Origin of the sequence: Gordonia sp. (in: high G+C Gram-positive bacteria), from assembly GCF_012515855.1 — a bacterium.
In the GTDB taxonomy this organism is placed as follows: Bacteria; Actinomycetota; Actinomycetes; order Mycobacteriales; family Mycobacteriaceae; genus Gordonia.
Map to the genome: position 1 here is coordinate 1 of NZ_JAAYXO010000050.1, position 11,544 is coordinate 11,544.

The 11,544-nt window shown below is 68.8% G+C and carries 15 protein-coding genes and 1 pseudogene; 13 read left to right on the forward strand and 3 right to left on the reverse strand.

What is annotated here, in order from left to right; translation table 11 throughout:
* From rpsK to truA, 5 genes and pseudogenes are all read left to right on the forward strand, one after another.
* On the forward strand, positions 1–87 hold an 87-nt coding region (gene rpsK, locus GX543_RS03220; RefSeq protein WP_290849768.1), incomplete at its 5' end, for a 30S ribosomal protein S11.
* 21 nt (positions 88–108) lie between these two features.
* A complete protein-coding gene (gene rpsD / locus GX543_RS03225; protein WP_290849750.1) occupies positions 109–714 on the forward strand; it encodes a 30S ribosomal protein S4 in 606 nt (201 codons plus the stop codon).
* 84 nt (positions 715–798) lie between these two features.
* A complete protein-coding gene (locus GX543_RS03230; RefSeq protein ID WP_290849752.1) occupies positions 799–1,851 on the forward strand; it encodes a DNA-directed RNA polymerase subunit alpha in 1,053 nt (350 codons plus the stop codon).
* A 78-nt stretch (positions 1,852–1,929) separates the two neighbouring features.
* Positions 1,930–2,439, forward strand: a pseudogene (gene rplQ, locus GX543_RS03235) (50S ribosomal protein L17); the annotation flags it as partial.
* A gap of 54 nt (positions 2,440–2,493) precedes the next feature.
* A complete protein-coding gene (truA, locus tag GX543_RS03240) occupies positions 2,494–3,381 on the forward strand; it encodes a tRNA pseudouridine(38-40) synthase TruA (RefSeq protein ID WP_290849754.1) in 888 nt (295 codons plus the stop codon).
* Between the two features lie 169 nt (positions 3,382–3,550).
* On the opposite strand, the gene GX543_RS03245 is transcribed toward truA, so the two are convergent.
* Positions 3,551–5,212, reverse strand: coding sequence for an AMP-binding protein (locus tag GX543_RS03245; RefSeq protein ID WP_290849755.1), 1,662 nt, complete (start codon positions 5,210–5,212; stop codon positions 3,551–3,553).
* Positions 5,213–5,357: 145 nt separating this feature from the next.
* Here GX543_RS03245 and GX543_RS03250 point away from each other — a divergent pair, with 145 nt between their 5' ends.
* Positions 5,358–5,942, forward strand: coding sequence for a TetR/AcrR family transcriptional regulator (locus GX543_RS03250; RefSeq protein ID WP_290849757.1), 585 nt, complete (start codon positions 5,358–5,360; stop codon positions 5,940–5,942).
* A 48-nt stretch (positions 5,943–5,990) separates the two neighbouring features.
* A complete protein-coding gene (locus GX543_RS03255; RefSeq protein ID WP_290849759.1) occupies positions 5,991–6,416 on the forward strand; it encodes a nuclear transport factor 2 family protein in 426 nt (141 codons plus the stop codon).
* Between the two features lie 24 nt (positions 6,417–6,440).
* Here GX543_RS03255 and GX543_RS03260 read toward each other — a convergent pair whose 3' ends face one another.
* Positions 6,441–7,742 (reverse strand): MinD/ParA family protein, encoded by a 1,302-nt coding sequence (locus tag GX543_RS03260; protein WP_290849769.1) that lies wholly within the window; start codon positions 7,740–7,742, stop codon positions 6,441–6,443.
* A 155-nt stretch (positions 7,743–7,897) separates the two neighbouring features.
* Between GX543_RS03260 and GX543_RS03265 the strand changes: the two genes are divergently transcribed.
* The 6 genes from GX543_RS03265 to GX543_RS03290 all read left to right on the forward strand — a co-directional run bounded on the left by GX543_RS03265 (position 7,898) and on the right by GX543_RS03290 (position 10,902).
* Complete coding sequence (locus tag GX543_RS03265) at positions 7,898–8,242, forward strand: hypothetical protein (RefSeq protein ID WP_290849760.1); 345 nt, start codon at positions 7,898–7,900, stop codon at positions 8,240–8,242.
* Complete coding sequence (locus GX543_RS03270) at positions 8,239–8,589, forward strand: YbaB/EbfC family nucleoid-associated protein (RefSeq protein ID WP_290849761.1); 351 nt, start codon at positions 8,239–8,241, stop codon at positions 8,587–8,589. The genes GX543_RS03265 and GX543_RS03270 overlap by 4 nt, the downstream gene beginning before the upstream one ends.
* Before the next feature lie 28 nt (positions 8,590–8,617).
* A complete protein-coding gene (locus tag GX543_RS03275) occupies positions 8,618–8,920 on the forward strand; it encodes a hypothetical protein (protein WP_290849762.1) in 303 nt (100 codons plus the stop codon).
* Positions 8,920–10,194, forward strand: a complete 1,275-nt coding sequence (locus GX543_RS03280; RefSeq protein WP_290849763.1) for a hypothetical protein — start codon at positions 8,920–8,922, stop codon at positions 10,192–10,194. Before GX543_RS03275 ends, GX543_RS03280 begins: the two co-directional genes overlap by 1 nt.
* Before the next feature lie 38 nt (positions 10,195–10,232).
* Entirely contained in the window at positions 10,233–10,544 is a 312-nt protein-coding gene (locus GX543_RS03285; RefSeq protein WP_290849764.1) for a WXG100 family type VII secretion target, read from the forward strand.
* A gap of 61 nt (positions 10,545–10,605) precedes the next feature.
* Positions 10,606–10,902: a WXG100 family type VII secretion target gene (locus GX543_RS03290; RefSeq protein WP_290849765.1), complete on the forward strand. Its 297-nt coding sequence runs from the start codon at positions 10,606–10,608 to the stop codon at positions 10,900–10,902.
* Between the two features lie 49 nt (positions 10,903–10,951).
* Here GX543_RS03290 and GX543_RS03295 read toward each other — a convergent pair.
* Positions 10,952–11,544 (reverse strand): CE1759 family FMN reductase (locus tag GX543_RS03295; RefSeq protein WP_290849767.1); only part of this gene is annotated, 593 nt, incomplete at its 5' end.

The following is an 11,544-nucleotide window of genomic DNA, read 5'->3' on the forward strand; positions in this document are numbered from 1 at the left end:
GCAGCCGGCCTCGAGGTCGGCACCATCTCCGACGTGACCCCGCAGCCGCACAACGGCTGCCGTCCGCCCAAGCGGCGCCGGGTCTAGCGGGAAAGGGAAGAAGAAACTATGGCTCGTTATACCGGCCCCGCAACCAAGAAGTCGCGTCGTCTTCGCGTCGACCTGATCGGTGGAGATCAGGCTTTCGAGAAGCGCCCCTACCCGCCCGGCCAGCACGGCCGCGCGCGGATCAAGGAGAGCGAATACCTGCTCCAGCTGCAGGAGAAGCAGAAGGCCCGCTTCACCTACGGCGTCATGGAGAAGCAGTTCCGTCGCTACTACGAGGAAGCAAACCGTCGCTCCGGCAAGACCGGTGACGTGCTGCTGCAGATCCTCGAGTCGCGTCTGGACAACGTCGTCTACCGTGCCGGCCTGGCACGGACCCGTCGTCAGGCTCGCCAGATGGTCAGCCACGGCCACTTCACCGTGAACGGTGTTCGCGTGGACGTGCCCAGCTACCGCGTCAGCCAGTACGACATCATCGACGTTCGTCAGAAGTCTCTGCAGACCACTCCGTTCCAGATCGCCCAGGAGATCGTTGGCGATCGCCCGGCACCGGCTTGGCTCCAGGTGGTTCCGTCGACTCTTCGCATCCTCGTGCACTCGCTGCCCGAGCGCGCGCAGATCGTCGTCCCGCTCACCGAGCAGCTCATCGTCGAGTACTACTCGAAGTAAGCGAAGCCCCACTGAGCAGCATCAGCTGTTCGGTCCACCTCGAGACCGTCAAATAGCGGACGGTCAAAGGAGAATTCTCACCTCATGCTCATCTCACAGCGACCCACTCTGTCCGAAGAGGTCATCGCCGAGAACCGCTCGAAGTTCACCATCGAGCCGCTCGAGCCGGGCTTCGGCTACACCCTGGGCAACTCGCTGCGGCGCACGCTGCTGTCGTCCATCCCGGGCGCAGCAGTCACCAGCATCCGCATCGACGGTGTCCTGCACGAGTTCACCACGGTCCCCGGAGTCAAGGAAGACGTCACCGACATCATCCTGAACCTCAAGGGCCTCGTGGTCAGCTCGGAAGAGGACGAGCCGGTCACCATGTACGTCCGCAAGCAGGGTCCGGGCGCCGTCACCGGTGCTGACATCGTGCCGCCGGCAGGCGTCACGGTTCACAACCCGGACCTGCACATCGCGACCCTGAACGACAAGGGCAAGCTCGAGATCGAGCTCGTCGTCGAGCGGGGCCGCGGCTACGTGCCGGCCGTGCAGAACAAGGCCACCGGCGCCGAGATCGGCCGCATTCCGGTCGACTCGATCTACTCGCCGGTCCTCAAGGTGACCTACAAGGTCGAGGCCACCCGCGTCGAGCAGCGCACCGACTTCGATCGTCTGGTGCTCGACGTGGAGACCAAGAACTCCATGACCGCGCGTGACGCCCTGGCGTCGGCCGGCAAGACCCTGGTCGAACTCTTCGGCCTGGCTCGGGAGCTCAACGTCGAGGCCGAGGGCATCGAGATCGGTCCGTCGCCGCAGGAGGCCGACCACATCGCTGCGTTCAGCCTTCCGATCGAGGATCTGGAGCTGACCGTCCGTTCGTACAACTGCCTCAAGCGCGAGGGTGTTCACACCGTCGGCGAGCTGGTTGCACGCACCGAGTCGGATCTGCTCGACATCCGCAACTTCGGTCAGAAGTCGATCGACGAGGTCAAGGTCAAGCTGCACAGCCTGGGTCTGGCCCTCAAGGACAGCCCGGCAAGCTTCGACCCGTCGCAGGTTGCCGGTTACGACCCGGCGACCGGCACGTGGGCCGATGAGTCGGCATTCGACGCAGACGGTGGCGAGGATTACGCCGAGACCGAGCAGCTGTAGGGCTCGCTAAGAACCACCTGGTTATCGAACCAACGGACTTCCGGTCGCGAGATCGTGAGTCCCTCCTAGGAGAAAGACATGCCAAAGCCCACTAAGGGTGCCCGCCTCGGCGGGTCGGCCAGCCACCAGAAGGCGATGTTGGCGAACCTCGCCACCGCGCTGTTCGAGCACGGCCGAATCACCACCACCGAAGCCAAGGCGAAGCGGCTCCGTCCGTACGCCGAGAAGCTGATCACGCACGCGAAGGCCGGCTCGCTGGCCAACCGTCGCGAGGTCATGAAGGACATCCGCGACAAGGACATCGTTCACGTCCTGTTCGCTGAGATCGGCCCTCACTTCGCTGAGCGCAACGGCGGCTACACCCGCATCATCAAGACCATGCCGCGCAAGGGCGACAACGCCCCCATGGCAGTGATCGAGCTGGTGCAGGACAAGACCGCTTCGTCCGAGGCCAACCGCGCAACCCGCGCGGCTGCGTCGAAGGCCAAGGCTGCTGAAGAGGCCGCTCCGGCCGACGAGGCTGCCGAGGAGACCACCGAGGCTGCGGAGGTCGTCGCTGACGACGCTGCTGCCGACGAGGCCAAGGCCTAGTCACCTCTCCCGTCTCGGGTCGTTTCGGCCCGACGCGTGAAGGTCGCATTCATGACGGCACAGTCCGCTTTCATCCCTGATGAGAGCGGGCTGTGCCGTTTGCGTCTGCTCATCGGATACGACGGCACCGACTTCTCGGGATGGGCCACCCAGCCTGGACGCCGGACCGTCTGCGAGACCATCGAGCAGACGCTCGGCACCGTACTGCGGGCGCCGGTGCGACTCACCGTTGCCGGGCGTACCGACGCCGGCGTCCACGCTTCCGGACAGGTGGCGCACTGCGACGTCCCCGTGGCGTCGCTGCAGGCGCGGTCGATCGATGGCGATCCGTCCCGGCTGGTCCGGCGCCTGGCGAAGATGCTTCCCGACGATGTGCGGGTGAAGCGGATCGACATCGTGTCCGACGACTTCGACGCGCGGTTCTCCGCGCTCGCCAGAACTTATGAGTACCGACTCACCGACGCGGTGTGGGGAGCTGAGCCGACGCTCGCCCGCAGCACCGCCGACTGGGTCCGCACCCTCGACGTCGAGGCGATGAACCAGGCCTCCGCGGACCTCGTCGGACTCCACGACTTCGCCGCCTTCTGTCGTCGCCGCGAGGGCGCGACCACCATCCGTGAACTGCAGCAGTTCAGCTGGCGCCGCGAGGGCGAGGTGCTGATCGGCACCGTCGTGGCCGACGCCTTCTGCTGGTCGATGGTCCGTTCGCTGGTCGGGGCGGTTGCCTCGGTGGGGGACGGCCGACGTACCAGGCAGTGGTGTCGGGACCTGCTCGGCGAGCGCACCCGGTCGGCATCGGTGCCTGTGGCTCAGGCGCGCGGCCTGTCGCTGGTCGCCGTCGCGTATCCGCCCGCCGACCAATGGGCGGCGCGGAGCGAACTCACCCGCGATGTGCGCGACTCCTCGACTCTGGACTGCGAAGCCCCGCTCGCGGACTGAGGGCATGAGAACGCCCCGGCACCGACGTGTGGGAGGTGGGGCTGTCGGAGCCGGGGCGCGTTCGGGGAGGTCGGGCGCGGCGCGCGACCTCGGGGCGGCGGAGCGGAAGCTCCGGGGGGCTATTCAGTTGTGGGGCTGCAGTGGGAGGGCTGCAAATCCGTGGTCGCCGTCAGGTCGGCAACAGGTGGGCGCGGTCGTGTGCGCGGAAGTCGACGGTGAGCTGCGCGGTCGCGGCGTCGTCGAGCAGTCGGTAGGCGTCGTCGGACAGCGCGTACACCGGATCGGGGGTGCGCCATCCGGTGCGGCGCAGCGGAGCCTTGTCGACCTTGCGGGTGGCGGTCAGCGGGAAGTTCTCGACCAGGCGGACGAAGTTCGGTGTCCACTTGGTGCCCATGTCGGGCTGCGCGCGGAGGAACTGCCGGAAGTCGTCGGCGTCGAAGCGACCGTCGTACTCCAGCGAGACCATCACGCGGTCGCCGGTCTGCGGGTCGGGCACCGCGTACGCCGCAACACCGGCGACGCCGGGGTAGCGTCCGACGATCCGCTCCAGCGGCGCGGTCGAGAAGTTCTCCGAATCGACCCGGATCCAGTCGTTGGTGCGGCCGGCGAACCAGAAGACGCCGTCGGCGTCGCGGTACGCGAGGTCGCCGGACCAGTAGTCGCCGTTCCGGATCTTGTCGGCGTCGGCCTCGGGGTTGTTGTAGTAACCCTCGAACCGAGCGGCGCCACCGCGGGCGATGATCTCGCCGATCGCCTCGGCGCCATTGCGCAGCGAGCCGTCGTCGCCGATCTGCGCGGTCGGTACTTCGCGGCCCTGCGGGTCGACGATAATCATGTCGAACCGGGGGTCGGGTTTGCCCAGCGCGCCGCGCGGCGTATTCGGCCGACAGACGATCACGCAGACGCCCTCGGACGAGCCGTACGACTCGATCACCGGAGTTCCGAAGCGGCGGGTGAACTCCTCGCGATCGCGGACCGAGGCTTCGGTGCCCCAGGCCAGACGGAGGTTGTTGTCGGCTTCGGCGGGCTGTTCCGGCTGCGCCAGGATGTACGCCAGCGAGCGGCCGACGTAATTGAAGAAGGTCGCGTGGAACTTCTGGATGTCGGGCAGGAATCCCGAGGCCGAGAACTTGTTTCGCAGGGCGAAGGCGCCGCCGACCGATGCGATCGGCGCCCAGGCGCTCATCAGTGCATTGCCGTGGAACAGCGGCATGGCGTTGTAGACGACGTCGTCGGAGGTCATCGCGTGCAGGTTGCGGGCGCCGAGGGTGGCCAGCCGTGCCGAACTGCACTTGACGGCCTTCGGTGCCCCGGTGGAGCCCGAGGTGAACAACAGCAGCAGGAGATGGTTGTCGAGGCGCCGGTCCCAGTCGTCGGCGGACGCATCCGCGGCGGACTCGAGGAGGGCGCGATAGTCGGAGCTCGTGACCCCGACCACCGGGAGGTCGTCGGCGAAGTCGGCCGTGAGAGCGACATGGGTGTCGTCGACGAGGACCACCCGGGTGTCGGTCCGTGCGATGTCCGAACGCAGTTCGGCGCCGCGACGCGTCGGATTGATACCGACGATGGTCGCGCCCGCGAGGGCGGCTCCGCCGATGAGGAAGAGGTACTCCGGGCTGTTCTCCATGAGAACGCCGACATGCCACGGGGTCTCGGAGGCGTCGCGGTGACGCAGGGCGGTCAGCGCCTGGGCCCGCACCGCGCATTCGGCCACATACTCGCGCCAGCTCCACGTGCGGTCTTCGAAGAGCAGCGCGGTCGCGTCATCGTCGCGGCGCGCCAGGAGCAGGTCCGCCGTGGTGGCCTGCGCTTCGAAGTTGGTGGGTGACATCAGCTCTCCGAGTTACGTTCTATCGTGAAACGAAATGTAATATCGAACGGTGACCCGCGTCAAGTGGTCGCGAACAAATGGTTCGGGACACCCGGCGAGAGTCGGTCGGATCAGGCATTCTCGGGGAGAAGAAGGGGAGCGGCGAGTGGAGAACACGAGTCAGGGGCGTCCGCGCGACGACCGGATCGACGCCGCTGTCCTGCAGGCGACGCTGGAAGAACTGGCCGAGGTCAGCTTCAGCGATTTCACCCTGAAGGCGGTCGCCGCGCGCGCCGGGACGTCGGTGCCCGCGATCCGGCGCCGATGGCCGAGCAAGACCCACCTGGTGCACCAGGCCGTGTTTCCCGAGGACATCGCGATTCCGCCGCGCCGTGACGACACCGGTTTGCGGGAGGAAATCGAGTTGATCGTCGGAAGCTGCGCGATGATGATGTCGGTGCCGTCGGTGGTTCGCGCGATGACCGGTTTGTTCAGCGAGCTCTCCGCGGACAACACGCTCCGGAAGGAACTCACCGAGGGGCTTCGCGGCCGGGTGTGGGAGGACCTCACCGAACGGCTCGCAGACGCCGCGGCTCGCGAAGGCGTCGCACTCGTCATCGATGTGGGTGCACTCGTCGAAGCGGTGTTCGGCGGGGCCCTGATGGCCGCGATGATTCGGCCCGAGGCCGCTCTCGACGAAGCCTGGTGCGCTGGAATGACAGACCTGATACTGAACGGGATCCGCCGCTGACCGCAACGGGGAACCCCGGAACGGGGACCCCAGAACAGGGAACCGCCGATGATGCCGCTGCAGGAGATGTCCGACCGTCTCGAGATTCAGGATCTCCTGGCTCGCTACAGCTTCGCGATCGACGACCACGACTGGGACGTCCTCGACGAGGTGTTCACCTCGGACGCGCACATCGACTACACGGCGGCGGGCGGAATCAAGGGCGCCTACCCGGAGATCAAGGCCTGGTTGGCGTCGGTGCTGCCGCTGTTCGTACTTACGCAGCATCTGACTGCGACCACCGCTCTCGACCTGGCGGGTGACACCGCGCGGGCCCGAACGATCCTGTTCAACCCCATGGTCTCGCGCGACGACGCCGGTGCCGAACACGTGATGTTCGTCGGCCTGCGATACCGCGACGAGTTGGTGCGGACGACGGCCGGATGGCGGATCGCTCGGCGAGTCGAGGAGAAGGGCTACATGACGTCGGTGTGAGCGGCCGGGTCACGCCCGGCCGCGTCACGCCCGATCCGGGGTCGGGCGCAGCGACGGTCCGCCGAAGGCGTCGGCGATGGTCGCGGCGAGTTCGACGAAAGCGCGCCGGGTGCTCTTGGCCAGCAGTTCCACATCGATCTCCGCGCCCTCGGCGAGATGGTCGTCGAAGCCGATGGCGTGGACTGCCCGACAGCGTGTCAGGAAGTGCTGCGACAACTGGTCGACGTCGATGGTCGACGAGCCCGGACGCGCTGAGCTCAGGACCACGACGCTACTCCCGATGAGGTGTCCGTATCCGTGGCCGGCGAGCCAGTCGAGCGTGGCCCCGGCGCTGCGCGCGCCGTCGAGGGCGGGCGACGAGACCAGGATCAGGGCGTCGGCGGTGTCGAGCACGCCGCGCATCGATGAGTGGGACATCCCGGTCCCGCAGTCGGTGAGCACGATGTTGTAGTGCCGCTCCAGGATCTTCAGCACTCCCCGGTACTCGCTCTCGTTGAAGGCCTCGGCCGCGGCGGGGTCGCGCTCGGAGGCGAGGACCTCCAACCTGCTCGGGGCCTGCGAGGTATGTGCGCGGACATCGGAGTAGCGGTGCACGGAGTCGTCGGCCAGTAGGTCGCGGACGGTGGACCGCGTCTGCAGCGGCACCCGCTGCGCCAGGGTGCCGAGGTCGGGATTGGCGTCGACCGCGATCACCCGGTCGCCTCGCAGCGATGCGAAGGTGGCGCCGAGGCCGACGGTCGTGGTGGTCTTGCCGACGCCGCCCTTGAGCGACAGGACGGCTACGCGGTAGTCGCCGCGGACCGGGCGGCGGACGCGCTCGAGGAGCTGCTGGTACTCGACCTCGGCGGGGGACTCTCCCGGATTGATCATGCCGACCGATGCCGAATGCACCACCCGTCGCCAGCCGCGGGCGGGTGCGCGACGGGCCTTGCGCAGCAGCGCCACCTGATCGAGAGCCGGACCGGTGACAGATTGCGGCGGTGCTGCGGGTGTGAACTGGGCAGGGGAGGACGGCTCCGACGGGAGCGGCGCGGGAGGTGGCACTGGACGAGGCGGCGTCGCCGGGAGCATCGCCGGTGCGACCGGTGCCTGCGGTTCGGCTCCGAGGCCGATGATCGCGGTCAGGTCGATGTCGGCACTGCGCGTCGCGGTCGCGCCGGTCTGCGGGGTCGCGTCGGGCTGCGGAACCGGATCCGGCTGTGGCGTCGGCTGGTCGAGCCACGGCGGGGTGTCGATCATTTGGCTGTCGGATGTCATGGTTCCTCCTCGGATCCGGGCCGCAGCAGGTGGTCGCGGCGCCACGAGCGGAAACCTTAGGGACCCGATGGCGCGACACGCCCGTGAACGCGGTGATGGAACCGAAGGCGGGGCCGGCGCGTCTAACTCCTGACGGACGTCTGTCGGGACCGGCGGGTGCCGGGTGCGACACGCCGAGCGGCATCGTGATGGAACCGAAGGCGCCGCCCGTGCGTCTAAGTCACATGTCAGCACAGAAGCAACCACCCGAACCGGTCACCGGAGCCGACGGATTGACAACGGCTTCCTCGCGATCGGGAGCCGTCTCGGTCACCTGCACGGCGGCCGGGCTGCCGATCAAGATGACCATCGGCGCGCACGCTGCACGCCGGAATCCTGCGGCGCTCAGTCGCGAGATCCTGGCGCTCTGCCGACTGGCGGGCACCGCCGCGGGCGTGCGGACCCGCGGTGAGCTGCGCGACCGCGGCGTCGATGACGAGACCATCGCGCTGCTGGGCCTGCCGTCGCGCGCCGACTTGGTGTCGGCCGAAGCCGCGGCCGACGCGTGTGCGGGACGGGGTGGCCGATGAATCCGCAGATGGACGCGGTGCAGGAACGCGCTCAGCGTCAGCTCGGAGCGCTCGAAGACGTGCACGGTCAGCTGGCACGCTTGCGCGCCACAGGACTCGGCGACGGTGGTCGCGTGCGCGTGGAGGTCGACGGGAACGGCACGCTGCTCGAACTGGAACTGCTGCCGGGTGCCGGCGGAGGCAAGGGGCCGCGGCTGGCGGAGGAGATCGTGGGCGCGGCGGTCCGCGCGGCGACGGACGTCTTCGCCCGGCGCGCCCAGATCATGCAGGAGTTCTGCGGCGAATTCGAAGCACTGACCGACGTCGCGGGGACCGAACCGGTCGACCTCGTGCGGCCGGTCCCATGACGCATCAACGGCAACTCCAGGGGGAGATGTGAATCAAGTGGTGGTGCACCCGCAGGCGGTGCAGGCATTCGGAGCGACCTCGGCGGCGCTGGGTACGGCGGCGGCGACCGCCGGAGCGATCGACGCGGCTGCGGTCGGGACGGCGGTGACCGCGGTGTTCGGCATCATCGGTCAGGAGTTCGCCGTCGCCTACGCGGTCGCGCAGGCCAATCACCTGCGGGCGGTCGGGCAGTTGGCGGCGGCACACGCCGGAACCGCCGCCGCGGCAGCGGCCGGGCTGGCGTCGTTCGCCACGGCCGACGGCACCGGCGCAGGTGGAATCGGGGCCTGATGACCAGCCAGGACGACTCGCGGGCTTCCGGCGTCCTCGACCGCCTGGGGGTCGATCCCCTGCCCGAACCGGCCGAGGTGATGCCGATCCCGGCGCTGCCTTCGTTGCCCGTGATGCCGGGCCTCGACCCACTGATGCTGGTGCAGCCGATCATCGAGTTGCTGGCGACCTTCGGTGCCGGGGCGCTGGGTGGGGACGCCGCAGCGGGGCCGGCCTCGACGCATCAGCAGATCGCCCAGGTGCTCTCCGGCGGCATCGACGCCCTCCTCGGTGCGGGTAGGTCGCTCGACGGTGGTTGGCTGGGCCAAGCGGCCACCTCGGCGATCACGGCGGCCACCCGAACGGCGGGGGAGTCGGGGCTGCTGGCCGCCCAGGGGACCGGGATGTCGCTGGACCTGCAGGTGGCCGGCGGCATCGTCGCCGCGGGAGCACTGCAACTGCAGGGCGTGGTGGTGAAGACGGCGGGCCTGCTCGCCGCCGCCCTGCCTGCCGCGGTCACCCCGCCGGGGCAGGTCGCCGCCCTCGCGATCGCGGCCGAAGGTCTCGCCGAGGGGCTGGCGGTGGTCGGCGCGACGCGCGCGCAATTGGTGGCGCCGACCGCGAGCATGACGGCCAACGGGACACCCGTACCGATCACCGGGTCGCCGGGCGGCGACGGCTTCGGTGCCGCGGCCAAGCTCTTGGAGTCGGCGTTGCCACTGGTGCAGGCCGGAGCGCAGCTGGTGACGTCGTTGCTGGCGGGCGCCGGCGTTGAGCCGGGTACCGAAGGCATCGATGACGCCGATCAGCCCGGTGCCGTCTCCGGAGCGCCGGTGGGCGCAGGCGTCTGCGCCCCGACATGCGACCGCGGGTCGCCCACCGCGGCGACGTCAGGTGCGCCGACGTCGACGTCGGCGAGCCACGCGGGAACCAAACCCACGGTGGGATCCGTGGCGACGTCCGTCGGCGTGCCCGCGCCGGAACCGACGCCGCTCGCTGAGCGGCCGACGACCACGAATGCATCGGTAGTCGGACCTCCGAACGCCGTCGCGAGTGCGGCGCAGGTGACGCCCGCGGGAACGGGCACGGCGATGCCGATGGCACCGATGGCGCCGACCATGACGCGCGCGGCCTCGGAGGCACCGCGGGAAGCGCTCCCGATACCGGTCGTCACGACCGCATCCGATCAACCGGTCGAGCCCGGATGGCTCACGACGCGCACGACCGAATCACTCGATTTCGATGTCGCCTTGGCGCTCGGCCTCGAGACCCAGGATCTCGCCGGATCAGCCTGATCCGGTGTTGGAAGAGAACACCAAGAAAGGATTGCGAAATGCAGGGACTCAAGCTCGACGTGGCCTCCGGCCAGGCGTCCGCGTCGTCGATCAAGGGCGTGGTCGATGAGATGCAGCGGATCATCGGCCAGATCCAGAAGTCCGCGGTCAGCGGCCGAACCGGCTGGGACGGACGCGCGTCGAATGCGTTCGAAGCCACGCATACGGACTGGCACTCGATCGCATTGAAGCTGCAGACGGCGCTCGACGAGATCGAGACGAAGTTGACCACGGGATTTCGCGGCTACGACGACGATGACACGACGGTCGCAGGTCAACTCACCAATCTGCAGGGCGGCCTGACGCTGTAGGCCGAGGCCCACAGCGACGATCCGCTTCGATCACGATTCACGAAACTCACAGGGGGACAACATGAGCGGTGGACTCATCCGATACGACTTCGCGAACCTCGGCACCTTGTCGGGCGACTTGCGCGGCCAGTTCCAGCGGCTGGAGGAGCTGTCGGGACAGCTCAAGCGGCAGGTGACCGCGCTGGCGACGCACTGGGACTCCGGCGGCGCCGGCTCGTACCAGCAGGCACAGGCCAACTGGGACCGCATCTTCCTCGACGCCCGGGGACGTCTCGACGCCCTCGGCGTGGGGGTGTCGAAGGCGTCGAATCACATGCGCGAAACCGACCTCCGCGTGGGGAAGACGTTCTCGACCTAGGCCGGCACGAGGGTCGCCACGCGGCGCGGGTGCGGGACGTGCAAGCCAGTCAGCCTCCGGTGTGGCCCTTCAACAGTTCGGCGAACGGCGTCACCGTGCCGAGGTCCGTGGAGCCGCCCGACCGGCGTGGGGAATCCAAGTCGGTCGGGCCGCCGAAGCCGGCCACGCCGTCGGTGCTGACGAGTCGTTGAGCCAGTTCGCCCGCAGCGCGGCGGATGCGAGCGCCGAGTTCGACGGTCGCGAAGTCCTCGGTGGCTGCGAAGACGGCGGTGGGGACCACGTCGGCGCGCAGGTAGTTCATCAGCGGGCGGACGGCATGGTCGAGCACCAGGCTGTGGCGCGGGGTGCCCGCGGTCGCGGCCACCACCATCGGCACGCCGGTCAGCGAGTCCGGGTCCAGGACGTCGAAGAACATCTTGAACAGTCCGCTGTACGACGCGGTGAACACCGGCGTGACCGCGACGACGCCGTCGGCGGCAGCCACCAGATCGCGCGCGGCGACCACGTCGGCTGGTGCGATGCCGGTGGTGACCGTCGTGGCGAGCGACGCCGCGAGGGGAGCGAGTTCGAGGACGTCGACGTCCACCGACTCACCGCGGGCGGTGACGCCCGCGGTGACGGCGTCGGCGAGTTGATCGGCGA